Source organism: Devosia oryziradicis (genome assembly GCF_016698645.1).
In the GTDB taxonomy this organism is placed as follows: Bacteria; Pseudomonadota; Alphaproteobacteria; order Rhizobiales; family Devosiaceae; genus Devosia; species Devosia oryziradicis.
Genome location: NZ_CP068047.1, coordinates 3070943 through 3092450, shown reverse-complemented (window position 1 = coordinate 3092450; position 21508 = coordinate 3070943). Strand labels below are relative to the sequence as shown.

Sequence of the window (21508 nt, the reverse complement as noted above, 5' to 3'; positions counted from 1 at the left end):
TGATGTCCGATTTCGATCTCGTTCTCTCCGGCACCGTCGTGCTGCCAGACCGCATCGTCGAAAACGGCTACCTTGCCGTTCGCGAGGGCAAGATAGATCACGTCGGCGAAGGCACCGCCCCATCTGCCCGCGGCCGCCACGCCCTCGGCAATGCCCTGATCCTCCCCGGCGCCATCGATGCCCAGACCCATTCGCTCAGCCAGAAGAATCAGGAAGATTTCATCTGGTCGACCCGCTCGGCCGCGGCAGGTGGCGTCACCACCATCGTCGACATGCCCTATGACGAGGGCAACCTCGTCTGCTCGGCCGAGGCTGTTCGCATCAAGGTCGCCCATGCGGAGCCACAAGCCCGCGTCGATTTCGCCCTTTATGGCACCATCAACCCCCAGGAAGGCGCCGCCCGCATTGCCGAGCAGGCCGAGGCCGGTGTCGCCGCCTTCAAGTTCTCGACGTTCGGTACCGACCCGATCCGCTTTCCGCGCATCCCGCCCGCTTTGCTGGAAGAGTGCTTCGCCGCGGTCGCCAGGACCGGGCTGACCGCCGGCGTCCACAACGAGGACGACGAGATGGTTCGCGCCGCCATGGCCAAGGTCGAGGCCGCTGGCATCACCGACTACCGCGCCCATGCCCTGAGCCGCCCCCCGCTGACCGAACTGCTGGCCTCGCTGCAAATCTACGAAACCGGCGCCCAGACCGGCTGCCCCGCCCATGTCGTCCATTGCTCGCTCGGCCGCGGCTACGAAATCGCCCGCACCTATCGTGACCAGGGCTACGCCGCCACCATCGAGTGCTGCATCCACTACCTGACGCTGGACGAGGAAAACGACGTCGCCCGGCTCGGCGGCAAGGCCAAGATCAACCCGCCGATCCGCCCGCGTGCCGAAGTCGAAAAGCTCTGGGAGCATGTCCGGGCCGGCAATGTGACGATGGTCAGCACCGATCACGTCAGCTGGTCAGAAAACCGCAAGAATTCTCCAAGCATGCTTGCCAATGCTTCCGGCGTTCCCGGCCTCGAAGTCATGGTGCCGCTCTTCGTGATGGGTGCGCTTCAGCGCGATATTCCGCTCACCTGGGCCGCCAGGCTGATGGCGGAAAATCCGGCCCGCCATTTCCGCCTCGATCACAGCAAGGGCGCGCTTACCGCAGGCAAAGATGCTGATATCACAGTGCTTTTCTCCCGCCCTGTCCGGTACGACGCGGCCGCCAGCGGCCATAACGTCGTGGACTGGTCGCCCTACAATGGCATCGAACTGCCCTGGACCGTGGGCCTGACCTACCTCCGCGGCCAGCAGGTGTTCGACGGCACCAATGTCGCCGAACCCGGCACCGGAAGGTTCATCAGGCCGGAGCTAAGGCCTTGATTCCCAACACGCCTATCCGCCCCGATCGCATTGCCGCCGATATCGACGCCCTGGCGGCCATCACCGAGCCGGGGCGGCCATGGACGCGTCGTGCCTTCACCCCGATGTTCCTTGAGGGTCGCCAATGGCTTGAAAAGGCTATGCAAAATGCCGGGGCCGTCACCCGCATCGACGCTGCCGGCAACCTGATCGGCACTATTCCCGGCACGCGCCCTGAACTGGGCACCATCATGCTGGGCAGCCATTCTGATACCGTCCCTGATGGCGGACGGTTCGATGGCATTGCCGGAGTCGTGGCCGCGCTGGAGGTCGCCAGGGCCATGCGCGACCGCGGCATGGTGCTGGAGCATACACTGGAAGTGGTTGATTTCCTTGCCGAAGAAGTCTCGATCTTCGGCGTCTCCTGTATCGGCAGCCGGGGGATGACCGGCACGCGGCCGGCGGAGTGGCTGGACCGGACCAGCGACGGGCTGACACTGGAAACCGGCATCACCCAGGTCGGCGGTGACCCCCGGCTATCGGCCCGCCGCGACGATATCAAGGCGTTCCTCGAACTGCATATCGAGCAGGGCCCCGTGCTGCAGAACGACAAGCTCGACATCGGCGTCGTGACCGCCATAGCCGGTATCACGCGCATCGAAGTGATCGTCGAGGGCAGGGCGGACCATGCCGGGACGACGCCCATGGGCTCGCGCAAGGATGCCCTGACCACCGCCGCCTGGATCGCCCTTGGGGTGGAGGAACTGGCCCGGGCCCTGGCCAGCGGCGACGCCCATTTCGCTGCCACCGTGGGCGAGTTCGAGATGACGCCCAATGCTGCCAACGTCGTCCCCGCCCGGGTGCGTATGCTGATCGACGCTCGCGCCGAGCAACGTGAGGACATGGACCGTTTCATCGATGAGCTCGACCGCGGCGCAGCTGCCATTGCCGAAAAGACCGGTGTGACCGTCTCGGTGCCGCGCATCGTCTCGGACAACCCGCCGACCCCCTGCAACGCCGACCTTCTCGAGGTGCTGGACGCGGCCTGCGAAACGGCGGGCGCCAGCCATCGGCGCATGGCATCGGGTGCCGGGCATGACACGGCCTGGATGGCCCGGATCACCCGCGCTGCGATGATTTTCGTGCCCTGCGTCGATGGCCGCAGCCACGCGCCGGACGAGTTCGCGGCGACAGACGACATTGCGCTGGGCGCGGCCGTTCTGCTGGACGCTGTGCTGGCGCTCGACAGCAAATTGCAAGGAAACACCTGAATGGGCCGCATCCTCACTGAAAAGGACGTCGAAGCCGCCGTGCGTGGCGGCTCGGTCTATGCGGCGGGCGGTGGCGGTTGGGCCGACCACGGCCGCATGCTCGGCACGGCTGCCGTCCGGGCCGGGCAGCCGGAATTGGTCAGCATCGAGGAACTCGACCCCGACGACTGGGTCGCCACGGCCGCGGCTATCGGTGCGCCGGCATCGACAACGCCTTGGGAGATGCGCGGCGTCGACTACATCAAGGCCGTGCAGTTGCTGCAGGATGCTCTGGGCGAAAAGCTCAGCGGCCTCATGGTTGGACAGAACGGAAAATCCTCGACCCTCAACGGCTGGCTACCCTCGGCGATCCTGGGCACCAAGGTCGTCGATGCGGTCGGCGACATCCGGGCCCACCCGACCGGCGACATGGGCTCGATCGGCATGGCCGGATCGCCCGAGCAGATGATCCAGACCGCCGTCGGCGGCAACCGCGCCGAAAACCGCTACATCGAACTGGTCACGCGCGGTGCCACCGCCAAGGTGTCGCCCATCCTGCGCACGGCGGCGGATATGTCGGGCGGCTTCATCGCTTCATGCCGCAATCCCCTGCGCGCCAGCTATGTGCAGAAGCACGCAGCCCTGGGCGGCATTTCGCTGGCGCTGAAGCTGGGTGAGGCAATGATCGCGGCCGAGGGCAAGGGACCGGGTTCGGTCATCGACGCCATCGTCAAGACGACCGGTGGCGCGATCCTCGTCAAGGGCTACATAACCGCCATCGACGTGACCTACACCAAGGAAGCCTTCGATATCGGCAAGGTAACGATCGGCGAAGGGGACAAGGCAACGACCCTCCATATCATGAACGAATATATGGCGGTGGAGGATGCCGGGGGCACGCGGCTCGCGACCTTCCCCGACGTCATCACAACGCTCGACGCGGCCGGGCAGGCACTGTCCGTCGGCCAGCTCGGACGAGGCATGTATGTCTTCGTGCTCCACGTGCCCAAGACCATCATTCCGCTGAGCTCGAGCGTGCTCGATCCGGCGGTTTACCCCTTTGTCGAGGACCGCATGGGCATCGACCTGGCAAGTTACGCGCTGGATGGAGCCACCTGATGCGCGACGCAGGGCTGGAGGAACTGGTTCTGGAACGTATTGGCGGGCTGCCGGGCTTGACGGAAAAGGCTATGTTCGGCGGGCGCACCTGGCTGCTGGACGGCCATCTGCTCTGCGGCGCCAGCGACCGTGGCCTGATGGTGCGGCTCGGCAAGGGCAACGATGGTTGGGCACTGGCTCTGCCCGATATCCACCAGCTCGATGGCAGCCGGCCCTATCCCGGCTGGGTCGTGGCCGGGCCGGAGGCCTATGCCGACGATGCCCTGCGGCTTCGCTTGCTCGATGCAGCGCTGGCCTTCGTCCGCGCCCAACCTGCAAAGCTCTGAGATCACCATGCCGACAGCCAATCCCCGTCATCCCAACTTCCCTATTCCGAGCGGCCCGGAGCTGCGCGCCAAGGGCTGGCGGCAGGAAGCGCTGTTGCGGTTGTTGGAGAACGTGCTCTCGGTTGGCGAGAACCCGGATGAGCTGATCGTCTATGCCGCCTTGGGCAAGGCGGCGCGCAACTGGGCCAGCCACAAGGCAATCGTCGACACCCTGCTTGCCATGGACGAGGACCAGACCCTGATCATCCAGTCGGGCAAGCCGATCGGACTGCTCAAGACCCACGCCAAGGCGCCGCTGGTCATCATGGCCAACTGCAACATCGTCGGGCAATGGGCCAAGGCGGAGGTGTTTTATGAGCTGGAGAAGAAGGGCCTGATCTGCTGGGGCGGGCTCACCGCCGGCGCGTGGCAATATATCGGCAGCCAAGGCGTTATCCAGGGCACCTATGAAATCTTCATGCGCATCGCCGAAAACCGCTTCGGCGGGGACCTGGCGGGGCGCTTCATCCTCACCGCTGGTCTCGGCGGCATGGGCGGTGCGCAACCCCTGGCCGGCCGCATGGCGGGGGCGGCCATCCTCTGCGTCGATATCGACCCTGAACGCGCCCGCAAGCGCAAGGAGATCGGCTACCTCGAAGCGATCGCTCCCGATCTCGATACTGCGTTGGCGATGATCGACAGAGCCGTCGCCGAGAAACGGGCGACCTCGATCGGGCTGGTCGGCAATGCGGCCGAAATCTATCCGGAAATCGCCCGCCGCGGCATCGTTCCGGACATCGTCACCGACCAGACCAGTGCGCATGACCTCGTCTATGGCTATGTGCCCAAGGGCATGTCGCTTGACGAGGTTCGTCGCCTGCGCGTCGAGGGGCCCGGTCAGTTGATGGCGGCAAGCCGGGCGTCGATCGTCGACCATGTCCGCGCCATGCTGGCTTTTCAGCAGGCGGGTAGCGAAGTGTTCGACAATGGCAACCTGATCCGCACCCATGCCAAGGCAGGGGGCGTCGAGAACGCCTTCGACATCAAGATTTTCACCGAGGCCTATCTGCGGCCGCTATTCGCCCGCGCCATTGGCCCGTTCCGCTGGATGGCGCTGTCGGGCGATCCGGAGGACATCCGCAAGATCGACGACAAACTGCTGGAGATGTTTCCGGACAACAGGATCGTCACCAACTGGATTTCGCTGGCGCGGCAGCATGTGCCGTTCGAAGGCCTGCCGGCGCGGATCGCCTGGCTGGGCCATGGCGAGCGCACGGCGTTGGCGCGCGCGGTCAATGCCATGGTCGCCGACGGAACGCTGGCCGGCCCGGTCGCCTTCAGCCGCGATCACCTCGATGCCGGGGCCATGGCACACCCCAACATCATGACGGAACGCATGCAGGACGGCTCGGACGCCATCGCGGACTGGCCCATCCTGGACGCCATGCTGCTCTGTTCGTCCATGGCCGATCTGGTCGTGGTTCATTCCGGCGGTGGAGGCTATGCCGGCTACATGACTTCCGCGGGCGTCACCGTGGTGGCCGATGGTACCGCTGGCGGCGACGAGCGGCTCGCCCACGCGCTGACCAACGACACGGCGCTCGGTGTGATGCGCTATGCCGATGCGGGCTATGAGGAAAGCCTGGAAGAGATCGCGGCGAAGGGCATTGGGCATATCAGGGTGGGCTGATCCTACCGGGGCAGTTAGCACTCGATCGTCACCCTCGGGCCTGACCCGAGGGCGTTACACTTTCTGAACGCGGCAAGTGAAGAGCCCTCGGGTCAAGCCCGAGGGTGACGCGCGGTGCGTAAGACCGTCAGGCGCTGACCGCGATTGCCGCGGCAGATGTCCGCTGCCTCAGCGCGTCGCCCACTGCGAAGATCGTCGGCGCCGAGAGGGGGAACGCCTCCACCGCTGCGACCGCTTCGCCAATCGTGCCGCGCCAGACCTGCTCGTCGGCGCGGCCGACATTGCCGGCAATGATGGCGGGCGTGCCAAGACCCATGCCCTGGGCCCGCAGCTGGCTGACGATCTCGGGCAGGGTGCGGCGAGACATGTAATAGACGCTGGTGGTCGCGGGGTCGGCGAGCCCGACCCAGTTCAGCGTATCGGGCAGCACGCCCTTACGGGAATGCCCGGTGACGAAGCGCACCGATTGCGCATGGTCGCGGTGGGTCAATGAAATGCCCAGCCGGCTGGCCAGCGCCAGCGCGGCAGTGACGCCCGGCACGACGCCGACAGCAATGCCGTGGCCCTCGAGCATGTCGATCTCTTCGCCGGCCCGGCCGAAGATCATCGGGTCGCCGGACTTGAGCCGGACCACGTGCTTGCCCTGGCGGGCCAGGGTCAGCATCATCTCGTTGATGTCCTCCTGGCGGCAGCTTTCGCGGGCGGCGCGCTTGCCGACCAGCATGCGCTTGGCTTCCCGGCGGGCGAGTTCGAGGACGTCCGGGGAGACGAGGTCATCGAACAGGATGACGTCGGCCGATTGCAGTGCGCGCACCGCCTTGATGGTGAGCAGGTCTGCGTCACCCGGCCCGGCCCCGACCAGCGTCACGCGACCAAGAGGCGGCGCAGCCGCAATGGCGTCGATGTCGCCATCCATGGGTGTCGGCGCGGCGTCGCCGAAGGCGCGGTCGACCAGTCGCTCCCAAAAGGCGCGGCGTTGCGGGCCGGCTTCGAGCCGGTCCATCACACTGGCGCGCACCTGCCGGGCCAGTTGCGCCCAGGCGCTGAGCGTTGCCGGCAGCAGGGTCTCGATGCGGCGGCGGACGGCCTGGCCCAGGATCGGCGCGGCGCCGGCGGTGGAAATACCCACGACGACAGGAGAGCGGTTGACGATGGTGCCGAACTGAAACTGGCAAAATTCGGGCCGGTCGATGACATTGTAGGGCACCGCTGCGTCCCGCGCGGCCTCGACGAAGGCCAGAGCCTCGGCGTCACCCTCGATATCGGCCACCGCCAGGGCCGCGCCTGACAAGTCCGACGGTGACCATTGGCAGTCCACCAGGCTGATCGTACCGGCGGAAGCACCACTTTCCGCGAGCGCGATCAGGTCGTCGCACCACTGGTCGATCGGCGCCAGCACCTGCACATGCGCGCCGGCCGCGGCAAGTAGTTCGATCTTCCACGTTGCGGCTTCCGACCCGCCTATGGCGATGACCCGCTTGCCGGTCAGATCGAAGAATACCGGCAGCACCGCCAGCGGTGCGACCCGGTCGGGACGGGACTTATTCTGCTGCCTGGAGACCACGTGCATGGATGATTCCTCTGATTTCGGCACGGCAGGAACCGCAATTGGTCCCGGCCTTGGTGCAGGCGCCCACGGCCTCGACCGTGCTGCAGCCCTGCTGGGTAATGGCGGACGTGATGGTGTTGATGCCCACTGAAAAGCATGAGCAGACTATGGCGCCGCTATCTGGCATGTCCGCCCCTGGACGGCCCGCCAGCACGGCCACGGCGCTGAGATCGTCGGCTTCGAGCAGGCCGGACGCCCATTGGCGGGATACCAGCACCGGATCGGGCGCGGCGTAGAGCGCCACCACCAACCGCCCATCCTTGATGACGGCAAAGCTGCTGCGGCCCGAACGCGCATCGCGCACGGATTGGACAGCGGCCGTATCGGGCAGGGCAAAGGCGGTCCGGAGCCATGCGGCCAGATCGGCCGGTTCCTCGAACCAGGCGAGTTCGCCACGTAGGCCGCCGATAGCTTCGGCAATGGCCCAGTAGCCCGCGTCGAGTGTCGGGCGGCTGGCCGCGACGAAGAAGCCATAGAGCCTGACATTGACAGGTTCGGCGTGGACTTCCGCCATCTTCAAGGCCGGCTGGGACGACACGGGATCGACCTTGGCGGTCACCAGCGCATCGACGCGTCCGCTCGAGGCGAACTGATCCGTCCAATGCATGGGGGCAAAGAGGTGTCCAGGCCGCTGCCGGTCGGTCACCAGCGCACGGACCACGGCGCTGCCGTGGCGATTGCTGAGCCGGACCAGCGTGGCGCGCCGGATATTGAGCCGCTCGGCATCGGCCGGATGAAGCTCGACGAAGGGTTCGGCATAGTGGGCCGACAGGCGCGCGGCTTTACCGGTGCGCGTCATGGTATGCCAGTGATCGCGCACGCGACCGGTATTGAGGATGAAACTGCCCGGCGGCGGCGCAAACGGTGGCGGCGGCAATACTGGAACGAAACGGGCCTTGCCATCGGGGGTCAGGAAGCGGCCGTCGCCGAACATGCGCGCGGTCGGCTTGCGGCGGACAGGCCACTGCGTGGGCGCCAGGGTGGCATAATCGGCGCCGCCCAGGCCGGTGAGATCGAGCGAGCGGCTGCCCTCATTCTCGAATGCGGTCAGCGCCACATGCTCGGCAAAGATCTGCGCCGGGCTCTCATAGTCGAAGCTCTGACCAAAGCCCATGCGGCGGGCGACTTCCTTGACGATCCACCAGTCGGGGCGCGCTTCGCCCGGCAAAGCCAGGAAGGGCCGCTGACGGGAAATCCGGCGCTCCGAATTGGTGACCGTGCCATCCTTCTCGCCCCAGCCGGCCGCCGGCAGGCGCACATGGGCGGTGATCCCGGTATCGGTACGGGCCGACATGTCGGAGACGACGACGAAGGGGCAGGCGACCAGGGCGGCGCGCACGGCGTCGGCCTCGGGCATGGAATCCACCGGATTGGTGGCCATGATCCAGACGGCCTTGATCTCGCCGCGCGCCATGGCCGCGAACATGTCGACGGCCTTGAGGCCGGGTGCCTTGGCGACAGTATTGCTGCCCCAGAAGCGACCGACCCGGTCGATGGTCTCGGGGGTGAAATCCATATGGGCCGCGAGCATGTTGGCGAGGCCGCCGACTTCCCGCCCGCCCATGGCATTGGGCTGGCCGGTGACCGAAAACGGCCCCATGCCGGCCCGCCCGATGCGGCCGGTCGCCAGGTGGCAGTTGATGATCGCGTTGACCTTGTCGGTGCCCGAGGCGGACTGGTTGACGCCCTGCGAATAGACGGTCACGACCTTCTCGGTCTGCGCGAACCAGCTGTAGAAGATTTCGACGGCCTTGGGCGGAACGCCGGCTGCTTCGGCAACGCGCTCCAATGGCCAGTCCTCAGCCACCATCAGGGCCGCGCTGTAGCCGCTGGTATGGTCGGCAATGAAGTCGGGCGCCGTCAGGCCGTGTTGCGCCAGGTGCGCGAGCAGCCCGACGAACAGGGCGCTGTCGCCATCCGATTGCACCGCCAGGTGAAGGTCGGCGATGTCGGCAGTAACCGTGCGTCGAGGGTCGATGAGCACGACGCGCATGTCGGGACGCTCGGCCTTGGCCTTGACGATGCGCTGGTAAAGCACCGGATGGCACCAGCCCAGATTGCTGCCCACCAGCACGATGAGGTCGGCCAGTTCGAGGTCTTCGTAATTGCCCGGCACCGTGTCGGAGCCGAAGGCGCGCTTGTGGCCGGCCACCGACGAGGCCATGCACAGGCGCGAATTGGTGTCCATATTGCCCGAGCCGATGAAGCCCTTCATCAGCTTGTTGGCGACGTAATAGTCCTCGGTCAGCAACTGGCCGGAACCGAAGATGGCGACGGAGTCCGGACCGAATTGGTCGATGGTCTGCCTGAAGGTGCCGGCGACGCGATCGAGCGCTTCGTCCCAGCTGGCGCGGTCCCCCGCGATTTCCGGATAGAGCAGGCGGCCATCGAGCGACAGCGTCTCGCCCAGCGCCGAGCCCTTCGAGCAGAGGCGACCGAAATTGGCGGGATGGTCCGGATCGCCCGCAATGGCGACTGAACCATCGGCCTGCGGCGTGGCCAGCACACCGCAGCCCACCCCGCAATAAGGGCAGGTGGTGCGGACCGTGGGGCTGGCGACCTGCTGGTTCATTCAGCCGCCTCGATCTGCCCTTCGAGGCGTCCCGCGCGCTTGTTGCGGATGCGGTCGAGCGTTTCCTGGTCTGGATTGGCGCCACCCTCATAGGCTTCCAGGAACCCGAGCAGCTCTTCGCGATAGGCGTAGTAGTCCTTGTGGGCGAGCAGCGCCTTGCGCGAGCGGGGGCGCGGCAGGTTCACTTCCATCACATTGCCGATGCGGGCATTGGGGCCGTTCGACATCATGACGACCCGGTCGGCCAGGAGGATTGCCTCGTCCACGTCGTGGGTGACGCAGATGGCGGTGACCTGCGTCTTGGCCCACACATCCATCAACACGTCCTGCAGCTCCCAGCGCGTGATGCTGTCGAGCATGCCGAAAGGCTCGTCGAGCAGCAGCAGCTTGGGGGAGAGGGCAAAGGCGCGCGCAATGCCGACGCGCTGCTTCATGCCATTGGACAATTCGGCGGCCGGGCGATGCATGGCATCGCCGAGGCCAACGCGCGCCAGATAATATTCCACCACGTCGCGCCGTTCGGCGGGGCTGGCATTGGGATAGACCCGGTCGACGCCGAGCGCGACATTCTCGCGCGCCGTCAGCCAGGGCATCAGCGACGGCGCCTGGAACACCACGGCCCGATCCGGACCGGCGCCGACGACTTCGCGATTGTCGAGCACGATGCCGCCCGCCGAGATGGGGTTGAGGCCCGCGACCATGGACAGGACAGTGGATTTGCCGCAGCCCGAATGGCCGATCAGGGTGACGAACTCGCCCTTCTTCATCTTGAAATCGAAGCGGTCGACCACCGTCAGCGGGCCCTTGGGAGTCGGATAGACCTTGGACACCTGCGAGAATTCGACATAACCCGCTTTGGTCGGCGAGGCCGCGGCCTTGGCATAGGCCTCCGGCATCCTGGCGGATTTGCCCCGCTCGATCGGCACGACATTGGGCAGCGACACTTCGCGCTCGCCCGCCGCATTGCGCCCGGCGCCCACGTCCATCAGGTATTCGGTGATTTCCCGGCGCAGGGCGATGAACCGGTCATCGCCATTGAGCGCAGCGCGATCCCGAGGCCGTTCGATGCCGACCGAAAAGTTTGGCCCCAAGGTGGCGGCCGGTCCGGGCGTCAGCGGAATGACGCGGTCGGCCAACAGGATGGCCTCATCCACGTCATTGGTGATCAGGATGATGGTCTTCTTTTCGGCTTCCGAGATCAGGGCAAATTCGTCCTGCAGCTTGGAGCGCGTCAGCGCGTCGAGCGCCGAAAGCGGCTCGTCCATGAGCAGCACTTCGGGCTGCATGGCCAGCGCCCGGGCAACCGCCACGCGCTGCCGCATGCCGCCGGACAGTTCCGACGGGCGGCGGTCGACGGCATGGGCCAGCCCGACCATGTCGATATAACGCTTGCGCAGAGCCAGGCGGTCGGCGCGGCTCATCGATTTGTGCACGGCGTTGATTGCCAGGTCGACATTGCCGCCCACCGACAGCCAGGGCATCAGCGAATAGGACTGGAACACGACACCGCGTTCCGGCCCGGGGCCGTCGATTTCGCGGCCCCGGAAGAGGACGCCACCCTGGTCCGGCCCGATCAGCCCGGCCAGCAGGGAGATCAGCGTGGTCTTGCCGGCGCCCGAAAAGCCCAGGATGGCGACGGATTCGCCTTCCTCGACATCGAGGTTGAGACCGGAAAGCACATCCGTGCGCTTGGCGCCTTCGCCATAGTGCTTGGAGACATCGGAAAGCTGCAGAATGGTCCTGGTCATCGAACCCTCCTAGCGATTGGAGGAGAAGGTGAAGGCGGTCTGCAGGGTGAACATCACCCGGTCGAGCATGAAGCCGATGGTGCCGATGGTCAGCACGGCCACCATGATGCGCGCCAGGGAGTTGGACGACCCGTTCTGGAACTCGTCCCAGACGAATTTGCCCAGGCCCGGATTCTGCGCCAGCATTTCGGCAGCGATCAGCACCATCCAGCCCACACCCAGCGACAGGCGCAGACCCGTGAAGATCAGCGGCAGCGCCGAGGGCAGTACCAGCTTGCTGATGGTGGTGAGGGTCGAGAGCTGCAGCACCTTGCCGACATTGACCAGGTCCTTGTCGATCGAGGCCACGCCCAGTGCCGTATTGATCAGTGTCGGCCACAGCGAGCACAGCGTCACGGTAACCGCGGAAATGACCAACGCCTTGGGGAAGGCTTCGTTGACGTCGACATAGACCGCCGAAACGATCATGGTGACGATCGGCAGCCAGGCCAGCGGCGACACCGGCTTGAACAACTGCACCAGCGGGTTGAGGGCGCCGTTGAACGGGCGGCTGAGGCCCGAGGCAATGCCCAGGGGAACGGCAACCGCGGTAGCGATCAGGAATCCGAGCCCCACTGTCTTAAGCGAGGTGAGGATCTGGTCGAGAAAGGTCGGCTTGCCGGTATAGGCGCGCAACTTGACGTCTTCCGGACGGCCTTCGGCAACCGCCTCGGCATTGCGCTCGTCCTGGCGCGCATAGAAGGAAGCTTCCTTCTCCCGCTCGGCGACGTGATCCTGCCAGAGGGCGCCGGCCTGTTCCCAGACCTGGGCGGGCCCCGGAATGGCGCCCAGCGAGGTCTGTACCTGCGGCGCCAGCATGGCCCAGGCCGTCAGGAATAGGACAATGCCCATCAGCGGGAAGACCAGGCTGTCCCGCAACTCGCCCAGCTGTTCGCGCGGATCGTCGCCGGCGGCGATCTTCAGCAACGGGGTGAGCCAGCCCAGTCCGAGGGCACTCAGCCAGGCCGATGCCCGGTTAATGGCGGCAAACAGCTTCTGGCGCCTTTGATCGGAACGGCTCCTGCCGGAAACGTCGCTGACAATGCTCATGTCTTGATCCTGTTTTCGTCGCGATCCGGTGGTCGGACCGCTTGGCCCGACCACCCATCTGGTTGTGTCAGGGGGTTTCGCCGGTCTTCAGACCGATAGCGAAGCTGTCGATGTAGGCATTGGGCGTCCGGCCGTCATAGGACACGCCGTCGATGAAGTCGGCCGTGGCCGGCCGGTAGCCATCGCTGTCCCATGGCACGTCGGCTTCGTCGATCAGGCCCTCGTCGACCAGCATGCGAGCGGCCTTGAGGTAGATGTCGGGGCGATAAACGGACTTGGCGACGTCTGCATACCAGTCGTCCGGCTTGTCCTCGGCGATCTGGCCCCAGCGGCGCATCTGCGTGAGGTACCAGACGGCATCCGAATAGTAGGGATAGGTCGCGAAGTGCCGGTAGAACACGTTGAAGTCGGGTACCTCGCGCTTGTCGCCCTGCTCGTATTCAAACGTGCCGGTCATCGAATTGGCGATGACGGCCGCATCGGCGCCCACATAGTCGGGGCGGGCGAGGATATCCACGGCTTCGCCGCGGTTGGCATTGTCGTTCTCGTCAAGCCACTTGGCAGCGCGGATCAGCGCCTTGGTCACGGCAATGGCGGTATTGGGATTTTGTTCGACGAAGTCGGCGGTCATCCCGAACACCTTCTCGGGATTGTTCTTCCAGATCTCGTAGTCGGTGATGACGGGCACACCGATCTTCTTGAACACCGCCGCCTGGTTCCACGGCTCGCCGACCGCGTAGCCATCAATGGTGCCGGCTTCCAGTGTGGCCGGCATCTGCGGTGGTGGCGTCACGGAGAGGTAAACGTCGGCGCCGATTTGGCCGGACACATCCTCGGGCGAATAAAATCCCGGATTGATTCCGCCCGCCGCCAGCCAGTAGCGCAGTTCGTAATTGTGCGTTGATACCGGGAAAACCATGCCCAGGTTGAACGGGCGGCCCTCGGCGGCGAAGGACTCAATCGCAGGCTTCAGCGCTTCGGCGCTGATGGGATGCTGCGGCAGGCCCTGCGCATCGGTCGCCAGGCTGGGCTTCATCAATTCCCAGACGGCGTTGGACACGGTGATCGCATTGCCGTTGAGGTCCATCGAGAACGGCGTGACGATATGGGCTTGCGTGCCATAGCCGATCGTCGCGGCCAGCGGCTGACCAGCCAACATGTGGGCACCGTCCAGCTCGCCGGTAATTACGCCGTCGAGCAGCACCTTCCAGTTGGCCTGTGGTTCCAGCGTGACGAACAGGCCTTCGTCCTCGAAGTAGCCAAGCTCGTAGGCGACAGCCAGGGGCGCCATGTCCGTGAGCTTGATGAAGCCGAACTTCAGTTCGTCCTTTTCGACATCGAGCATTTCGGCCTGCGCGCCCAGTGGCGCCATCACACAGGCGGCCAGGAAGCCGGCTGCCAGGGCCGCGATAGGACTCCGGAGCTTCGGCGTCAGTCGCCCGTTGGTCGTCGTCTGCGTCATGTAGTTCTCCATCTGCACCGATAGGAAAAACAAAAAGCTGCCAACGGGATCGACGCAGCCGGTCCGTTGACCGTTTTGCGGGAACCTGTTGGCAGCTTTGCCTGGAGACGCCCCATCTTTGGAACGTCGACTGAAGAGCGTCTTGGGAGGAGCTCCTTCGCCAGGAGCATTGCATGAAGCGTGCCAACTTGGCCGGACGGTGGATTATCGTGAGCGGTCAGGGATTTGCGGAGATGGCCGAGTTAATGAGGGTAGAGCCATCGCCGACAAGGTTGGCCCAAAACCTCGCCAAACTGCCTATTATTCTGGCAGGCGAACCACGTTGCTCAACATTGCAGCGTGGGCCTGATCAGTCTCTTTGGCTGTCGATATAGGCGTCGATCAGCGTGGGGTCGAACACCTTCCCGTCAAAAAACAGATCGGGACCGGCAATCAGCGTACCGCCGATCGCCGTGATGGGAGCGGCCGCCGCTCTTGTGCCGTCGGTCTTATAGTCATCGGCGGGCATGACGGCGCCGATGGATGCGAGTGCGGCGCGATAAAGATCTGGGCGGAAGCAGGCGGCGGCCAGCGTGGCGTGTTCCGCACTCGCCGCGACTTCGCCCCAGCGCACCATTTGCGAGTAATACCAGAGGGCATGGCTCTTCCAGGGGAAGTTGGCCCCATAGGCATGCGGCACGAAGTGATCCGGCACGTGGCGGACCACACCCGCCCCGATATCGAGCATTCCCGTAAGCGCCCGGGCGACGATCTCGGTGCTGGTGTCGAGATAGGCCGCGCCGGACATGATGCGCGCGGCCTCGGCATGATTTTCCGGAACGCCGCACCAGATGCCGGCTCGATAGATGGCGCGAACCAGGGCGGCAACCTGGTCGGGATGCGCCTCCGCCCACGCAGTCCGCATGCCGATCACCTTGTCGGGGCTGGATTGCCAGATCGAGGCCTTGACCGTGGCGATACGGGCGCCCTTTGTAGCTACCCCGATGCTGTTCCAGGGTTCGCCCACGCAATAGCCATCGATGCCGCCCGTACCCAGCGCATCGGGCAGCAGGGGCGGGGGAAGCACGACGATCTCCACGTCCCGGTCGGGCTTGATGCCGCTCGCCGCCAGCCAATAGCGCAACTCGTAGTTGTGCGACGAGGTCTGGTGCACCACGCCGAAGCGCAGTTTGCGCGACGAGGCTGCGACGACCCGCGCCAATGCAGCCCCAGTGGGGCCGGCGGCCAGATCGTCCCGTGCTCCCTCATCGGCCATTGCCTTCCAGAGTTCTGAGCTGACGGTGATGGCATTGTTGCCCAGGCCAAGAACAATGGGCGTAATCATCGGCGTAGCGATCGGGGTCAGGCCCAGGCTTGCCGCCAGCGGCATCGGCGCGAGCATCTGGGCAATGTCGAAATGGCCGATCGCTGCCCGATCGCGAATATTGGCCCAACTCGTCTCCCGCACCAGGCGGAGGTCCAGCCCCTCTGCTGCCGCGAATCCCTTCTCCTGCGCCAGCACCAGAAGGACGCTGTCGAGCAGGGGAAGAAAGCCGGCGGTGAGGCGGGTAAGGGACATTGCGTTTTCCTATGGTCCCAGAAGGTCGGCAGCGGTCACAAGGCTCTGGGCGATGTCGACCATGCGCCGGTTCTGGTTCATGGCGGTGGAGCGGAGCAGGGCATAGGCATCGGCTTCGCTGAGATTGCGGGTGCGCATGAGAATGCCCTTGGCCTGTTCGATCAGCTTGCGATCCTCGAGTTCGCTGCGCGCCTGCTCCAGTTCCCGCGTCAGGCGCGAGAAGGCATTGAAGCGCGAAATGGCCATGTCGAGGATCGGCTTGACGCGCTCCTTCTTGAGCCCGTCAACCACATAGGCGGAGACGCCCGCCTCGACGGCCTTTTCGATCATCCCGTGATCCGAGCGGTCCACGAACATGGCGATGGGCCGCTGGATGGCGCGTGACAGCGAGAAGAAGTGCTCAAGCGTGTCGCGCTTGGGATTCTCGAGATCGATGACGATCACGTCGGGTTTGGTGGCCTGGATGGTGCGGCCCACCTCGTTGACGTCATGGATGACAGCAACGCGCGAATGTCCGGCCTCCCGCAGCCCGTCCTCGATGATTGAGGAACGGATGCGGTTCTCGTCAATGATCAGGACGGAGAGGTCGGGGCTGGGCATCGGCGGCAGTTATGCCGGTGCCCAGAAAAAGCACAAGAGGTCGTCATGCACAATTCGTATGCAATTTTGACGCCGCTGGCACTCTAGCCTTTTTGTCCGACTTCGTTGCGCCAGCTGTACTGGGGCGAATAACCCAGCATCCGCTTGGCCTTCTCGATCGAAAGCAGCGTTCCGTTGGTGCTGAGGTTCCCCTTGGTCGGAACGTCGGGAAATACCTCCGCCATCAACGACATGTTGGAGCGGCTCATGACCGTGTCGGCATTGGCGATGATAAACGCTTCAAAGCCGGTAAAATCGGCCTGGATGGAGCGGCGCACGGCCTGGGCGCCGTCGCGCGCGTCGATATAGCCCCACAGGTTCCACTTGCGGCTGCGCGGATCGGCATCGAAGCGCGGGAAGGCCGCATAGTCCTCCGGATACATCACGTTGGAGAATCGCAGGCCCACCATGCGCAGGGTCGGATCCCAGCGGCAGAATTGGGCCGCCATGGTTTCATCGAGCAGCTTGCCGAGTGAATAGGCTGTTTCGGGACGCGGATAATATTCTTCGTCCACCGGCGCATAGGGCGGTGGCGTGTCGAAGGGCAGGCCGAGCACGGTCTCGCTGGACGCAAAGACGACGTTCTTGATGCCGGCCAGGCGGCAAGCCTCGAACACGTTGTAGGTGGTCGGAACATTGTTGGCGAAGGTGCGCGCATTGGCCGCCAGGCCCGGGGCGGGAATCGCGGCCAGATGCACCACCGCATCGAACGGCCCCTTATGTTCGTCGACGCCACCAAGGATCGCCGACGCCACTTCGCCGAAATTGGTCAGGTCGATCCGCACGCTGCGGCAGATCGGTTCGGGCAGCGCCTGCTGGTCGATGTTGAGCACGTCATAGCCATGCGTGACCAGGTCGCGCAGCACCGCGCGCCCCAGCTTGCCGCTCCCACCCGTCACCAGAACCTTGGCCATGCGAACCTCCTCTTTTTCCATGCGATTTTTCGTTGTGGCTGGCCGCAAGCCTATGCCGGAACGGCGCCGATGCCAACGGTTCCAACGCGCGTCCAGCGGGTAAACAAATGATGAATGGCCGTCTCAGCGCCGGTTCAAGCGTACCGGAGCATATCTGGTCCCAAGGTCGATCACAGGCATCGACATGGCCGCACGCAGCGGCCCAACCAGGAGATTGGAAATGTTGAAGACCACTGTTCTCACCCTGCTCGCCGGCATCGCCACCGCTGCCACCATCATGCCCAGCAATGCCCAGTTCATTGCGGGTGTGCCGCAGAACAAGCCGGCCCCCACGGTCTCGGAAGACGAATGCGCCTATCAGCTCAACTACATGCCGCGCATGACCCGGACACTGATCGAATCCATTCATAGCCAGCCGGTCTATCTGATCCCGGTCTGCGAAACCGGCCTGGGTCGCGACGACTACGGCTGGCTGTTCACCACAGGCAATGTCGGCACGCTCCGCCTGCCCATCGCCAACAACCGCACGCTGATGGCCGCGCTGACTGCCCAGGGCTACGACCACCAGGACGTCATCTCGCTGCGCTTCGGCGGCAACGGCGACGTCGTCCTCTACGTCCACCAGCGCGACTTGCGCTGAGGCGAGCCAGCAGAACCGCCCTTGTCGGACCAGGTAAACGAAACCTGAATGTCCGCCTCAGGGGCGGTTCAAAGGCGATCGTGCAAAACCCGCATCAAGGTCGATGACGAACATCGATAGCGCCACATGGCCGCTCAACTCACCGGAGACTGAAATGATCAAGACCACCGTTCTCGCCGCCCTCGTCGGCATTCTCACCGCCACCGCCGTTCTGCCCAGCAACGCGGCCGTCCTCGTGCCCAAGCCCAAGGCGTCCTCGACCGACAATTGCGGCTACCAGCTCGACTACATGGCCCGCGTGACCCGCGCGACCATCGAGGGGATCAATGACCAGTCTGTCTACCTCATCCCCGTCTGCGAAACCGGCAACCCGAACGACGACTACGGCTCGCTCTTCATCTCGGGCAACGTGAGCACGCTGCGCCAGCCGATCGCCCAGAATTCGACGCTGATGGCTGCCCTCCAGGCCCAGGGTTACGACCACCAGGACGTGATCTCGCTGCGCGTCGGCGGCGGCAACAGCATCATGCTCTATGTCCATCAGCGCAACATGCGCTGAGGCAAGGGCCATCCCGATCCTGCCCAGATGAACGGTTTCTGAACGTCGCTCTCACGATCAGTTCAAGCCGCATCGGGCAGGGTGATCTCAACAAACGAACTGTCCCGAGGACAACATGAACAAGCAGCAGGAAAAAGTTCTGGTCGCCGCCCTCTGTGGCCTGGTGATCGCCGCCGCTGGTGCTTTTGCCGTACAGCCCGCGATGGCCGCCGGCTACCAGGTCGACCAGGTGGCTCAGGTTACCGGCGTCGCCCAGTGGGACAAGCTCAATGTCCGCAAGTGGCCGGCCTCCTATTCGCAGAAGATTGCTGCGTTTGCACCCGGCAGCCATGTCTGGGTCGAGCGCTGCATCGAAGCCCAGACTGGTTCGGACTGGTGCCTGGTTGGCCAGCATCACGTCACAGGCTGGGTCAATTCGCGCTACCTGAGCGCCGTTCCCGACTGGGGCCATTGATCCCAGTCGGAGCCAAGGGGCGCTGAAGATGCGCCCCGGTATCGGCGATGGCGGAGACCCGGCTGGCTTGTGGCTCAACATCGCCGCAGATCACCGTTGCAGGCCTTCCGGGTCTCCACCCTCGCTGATACCCGGGGCGCCCCTTGGCGCTCCCGCCAGAGGCGCTTCTCAGCGCCTCCCCCAAGTTTTCGTGCCTACCTCCTTCCCATGCTCTGTTGACTTTTCCGGTCCTGCGCTGTTCGTGAGAACGGCCTGGACCGGAGTTTTTTCTGATGGAAGCCAATCCCATTCTTGCCGAAGCCGTTCGCGGCAACTGGGTCGAAAACCGCCACCGTGGCGCCTATGTGGTCGTCGATGCCGATGGCACGATCATCGCCTCGGGCGGCGATATCGAGCGTGCGGTCTTTCCGCGGTCCGCCATCAAGTCCATGCAGGCTTTGCCGATCTTCGCGCGCCAGGCCGAGGGCAAGTTCCATCACACCGAAGAGGAGCTGGCGCTGGCCTGCGCCAGCCATCACGGCGAGGAGGTCCACGTCGCCACCGCCAACGGATTGCTGACCCGGATCGGGCTCTCCGCCGCCGATCTCGAATGTGGCGCCCATGCCCCAACCAATGCCGCGTCGCGCGAGGCACTGCGGGCCGCCGGCGCGGAGCCGAGCCCCTTGCACAACAATTGCTCGGGCAAGCATTCCGGCATGCTGAGCGTGGCCCTGGCCATGGGCGTACCCACCGCGGGCTATGTCAGCCGGGAGCACGAAGTACAGAAGGTGGTTCGCGCCGCCGTCGAAGCGGTCATCGGCGAGAGCCTGACCGATGGCAAGTGCGGCACCGATGGCTGTTCGATCCCCACTTTCGCCGCGCCCCTGCGCGCCTTTGCCTATGGTTTCGCCCGCATGTCGACCGGCAAGGGGTTGCCCGCGGATCTGGCCGCGGCCGCACAGCGGCTGTTTAACGCGGCCACCACCCACCCGCACCTGGTGGCTGGCACCGGCCACCCCGATACGCTGCTGATGCAGGCATTCAAGGGCCGGTTGATGCAGAAGGGCGGCGCCGAAGGCGTGCAGTGCGGCGCCATCAGGGACAAGGGCTGGGGCTATGCCCTCAAATGCGACGACGGCAACATGGCGGCATCCCATGCCATGCTCGCTGGCGTGCTGCGTAGATTTGCCGATCCGGATGCAAACCAGCTGGCGCTGATCGAAACGCTCGCCCACCAGCCCATCAAGAATGTGCGCGGCGCCGAAGTGGGCGAGATGCGGTCGGTCGACTAGAAGCTGATGGTCACATTCGGATAGCGCCCGGCATTGGCGGCGAGGTCGGTTTCGACCACGTCTGTCCAGGCGAGGCCGACCATGGCATGCTGGAGCGCCGCGATCGCATTGCTGCCGATCTGGACCGGCCCGGCTTCATCCACCACGCTGACCCCGATGCCGATATCGCTTTCGCTGACGACGTTGCCCGAGATCAGCACATTGCGCAGGAAGGTGCCGTAGCCGGCGGCGATGGCGATGCCAGGCACACCTTGAACCGTGTTGCCCGTTATGGCGGTTTCCGCCTCGGCAAAGATGCCGATCGGGATCGTGTCGGGATTTACCGCCGAAGCCGGGGCGATGTTGCGCACGATATTGCCCTGGCACACGGCCAGTTGTCCGCCACTGTCCAGGTTGGTGATGGAAATGCCCGTTGCGGCACCGTCGACAATGTTGCTGGCGATGACCGAGCCGGAGAATTCGAACTCCGAAAAAATCGCCACCTCGCCCGAGCGCAGGCAGGTATTGCCGCTCACCTGCGTATTTTTGGTCGCGTTCAGCCGAATGGCGGTGAAGGCGCAATCGGCGATATGGTTGTCGGCGATGATGACTTCGTCCGCCTTGTAGATATTGATGCCATTGCCGTTCTGCCCGTTCCCGCCACCCTTCCAGTCGATGTCGGAGATGCGGTTGCCTGTGATGATCGAGGCATCCGGACCACTCTCGCCGCGCCAGATACGGATGCCCGCATTGCCGCACCGCGCGATGCGATTGCCCGCAATCGTGTGTCCCCGCCCATCCATGGAGTGAATGGCGGCGTCGCCGATATCGCTGAACTCGCAGTCCCGGACGATCAGGCCTGCATCATAGCTGGTGATCGCGCTGCCCGACACCTCGCGGAAGCTGCAGCGCTCGAACACCACGTCGTCGGTATATTCAAAGCTGAACAGGCTCGCCGGCTCGCCGCCACTTGCCGCGTTGCCATAGAAGGTGATGTCGCGAAACAGCACCGAGCCCCGCTCATAGATGCTGGCAATGGCGAAATTGCCTTTGTCCGGATGCGGGGTGATCGACGACAGCGTCGGCACGCCTTCCATGACCAGCCCCCAGGGCAGGTTCAGTCCCTGGGCCCGGATATTGCCCGGCGGCAGGCGCAGCGGTTGGCCGGAACCGACTGCATGGTCGATTGCGTCCTGCAGGATCTGGCTTTGATCGGCCTCGGAGTCCGGCACCAGGCCCGCCATGATGGAATCGAGGCTGCCCTGGGCGCGCGCGGGGACGGCTGCCATGGCGGCCAGTCCGGCAAGGAG

At 64.8% G+C, this 21508-nt stretch carries 18 protein-coding genes; 9 read left to right on the top strand and 9 right to left on the bottom strand.

Annotated elements, in window-relative coordinates; all coding sequences use genetic code 11:
• Nucleotides 1–2 precede the first annotated feature (2 nt).
• The 5 genes from JI749_RS15355 to JI749_RS15335 are packed head-to-tail and all read left to right on the top strand — an operon-like array spanning nucleotide 3 to nucleotide 5704.
• A complete protein-coding gene (locus JI749_RS15355) occupies nucleotides 3–1361 on the top strand; it encodes a dihydroorotase (RefSeq protein ID WP_201655857.1) in 1359 nt (452 codons plus the stop codon).
• Nucleotides 1358–2611: a Zn-dependent hydrolase gene (locus JI749_RS15350; protein ID WP_201655854.1), complete on the top strand. Its 1254-nt coding sequence runs from the start codon at nucleotides 1358–1360 to the stop codon at nucleotides 2609–2611. The genes JI749_RS15355 and JI749_RS15350 overlap by 4 nt, the downstream gene beginning before the upstream one ends.
• A complete protein-coding gene (locus JI749_RS15345; protein ID WP_201655851.1) occupies nucleotides 2612–3709 on the top strand; it encodes a DUF917 domain-containing protein in 1098 nt (365 codons plus the stop codon).
• The gene (locus JI749_RS15340) at nucleotides 3706–4035 is read left to right on the top strand and encodes a TfoX/Sxy family protein (protein ID WP_201662905.1); all 330 of its coding nucleotides are present in this window, start codon (nucleotides 3706–3708) and stop codon (nucleotides 4033–4035) included. The genes JI749_RS15345 and JI749_RS15340 overlap by 4 nt, the downstream gene beginning before the upstream one ends.
• 7 nt (nucleotides 4036–4042) lie before the next feature.
• Entirely contained in the window at nucleotides 4043–5704 is a 1662-nt protein-coding gene (locus JI749_RS15335; RefSeq protein WP_201655848.1) for a urocanate hydratase, read from the top strand.
• A gap of 127 nt (nucleotides 5705–5831) precedes the next feature.
• Here the strand turns inward: JI749_RS15335 and cysG are convergent, their stop codons facing one another.
• From cysG to JI749_RS15295, 8 genes are all read right to left on the bottom strand, one after another.
• Nucleotides 5832–7274 carry a siroheme synthase CysG gene (gene cysG, locus JI749_RS15330; protein ID WP_201655845.1) on the bottom strand — a complete coding sequence of 481 codons (1443 nt, stop codon included), beginning with the start codon at nucleotides 7272–7274 and terminating at the stop codon, nucleotides 5832–5834.
• Nucleotides 7246–9885, bottom strand: coding sequence for a nitrate reductase (locus JI749_RS15325; RefSeq protein WP_201655842.1), 2640 nt, complete (start codon nucleotides 9883–9885; stop codon nucleotides 7246–7248). Before JI749_RS15325 ends, cysG begins: the two co-directional genes overlap by 29 nt.
• Nucleotides 9882–11633 (bottom strand): ABC transporter ATP-binding protein, encoded by a 1752-nt coding sequence (locus JI749_RS15320; protein WP_201655839.1) that lies wholly within the window; start codon nucleotides 11631–11633, stop codon nucleotides 9882–9884. Before JI749_RS15320 ends, JI749_RS15325 begins: the two co-directional genes overlap by 4 nt.
• Nucleotides 11634–11642: 9 nt before the next feature.
• Nucleotides 11643–12722 (bottom strand): ABC transporter permease, encoded by a 1080-nt coding sequence (locus JI749_RS15315; protein WP_201655836.1) that lies wholly within the window; start codon nucleotides 12720–12722, stop codon nucleotides 11643–11645.
• 67 nt (nucleotides 12723–12789) lie between these two features.
• The gene (locus JI749_RS15310) at nucleotides 12790–14094 is read right to left on the bottom strand and encodes a CmpA/NrtA family ABC transporter substrate-binding protein (RefSeq protein ID WP_233280946.1); all 1305 of its coding nucleotides are present in this window, start codon (nucleotides 14092–14094) and stop codon (nucleotides 12790–12792) included.
• 439 nt (nucleotides 14095–14533) lie between these two features.
• Nucleotides 14534–15742, bottom strand: coding sequence for a CmpA/NrtA family ABC transporter substrate-binding protein (locus JI749_RS15305; RefSeq protein ID WP_201655833.1), 1209 nt, complete (start codon nucleotides 15740–15742; stop codon nucleotides 14534–14536).
• Nucleotides 15743–15751: 9 nt separating this feature from the next.
• Nucleotides 15752–16342, bottom strand: coding sequence for an ANTAR domain-containing response regulator (locus JI749_RS15300; protein WP_201655830.1), 591 nt, complete (start codon nucleotides 16340–16342; stop codon nucleotides 15752–15754).
• Nucleotides 16343–16425: 83 nt separating this feature from the next.
• Complete coding sequence (locus JI749_RS15295; protein WP_201655827.1) at nucleotides 16426–17295, bottom strand: NAD-dependent epimerase/dehydratase family protein; 870 nt, start codon at nucleotides 17293–17295, stop codon at nucleotides 16426–16428.
• Between the two features lie 220 nt (nucleotides 17296–17515).
• Between JI749_RS15295 and JI749_RS15290 the strand changes: the two genes are divergently transcribed.
• From JI749_RS15290 to JI749_RS15275, 4 genes are all read left to right on the top strand, one after another.
• Nucleotides 17516–17935: a hypothetical protein gene (locus JI749_RS15290; RefSeq protein ID WP_201655824.1), complete on the top strand. Its 420-nt coding sequence runs from the start codon at nucleotides 17516–17518 to the stop codon at nucleotides 17933–17935.
• A 154-nt stretch (nucleotides 17936–18089) separates the two neighbouring features.
• Nucleotides 18090–18494 (top strand): hypothetical protein, encoded by a 405-nt coding sequence (locus JI749_RS15285; protein WP_201655821.1) that lies wholly within the window; start codon nucleotides 18090–18092, stop codon nucleotides 18492–18494.
• 115 nt (nucleotides 18495–18609) lie between these two features.
• Nucleotides 18610–18948, top strand: coding sequence for an SH3 domain-containing protein (locus JI749_RS15280; protein ID WP_201655818.1), 339 nt, complete (start codon nucleotides 18610–18612; stop codon nucleotides 18946–18948).
• 272 nt (nucleotides 18949–19220) lie between these two features.
• Nucleotides 19221–20219, top strand: coding sequence for an asparaginase (locus tag JI749_RS15275; protein WP_201655815.1), 999 nt, complete (start codon nucleotides 19221–19223; stop codon nucleotides 20217–20219).
• Here JI749_RS15275 and JI749_RS15270 read toward each other — a convergent pair.
• The gene (locus JI749_RS15270) at nucleotides 20216–21487 is read right to left on the bottom strand and encodes a TIGR03808 family TAT-translocated repetitive protein (RefSeq protein WP_201655813.1); all 1272 of its coding nucleotides are present in this window, start codon (nucleotides 21485–21487) and stop codon (nucleotides 20216–20218) included. The two genes, JI749_RS15275 and JI749_RS15270, sit on opposite strands and share 4 nt — an antisense overlap.
• Nucleotides 21488–21508: the final 21 nt, after the last annotated feature.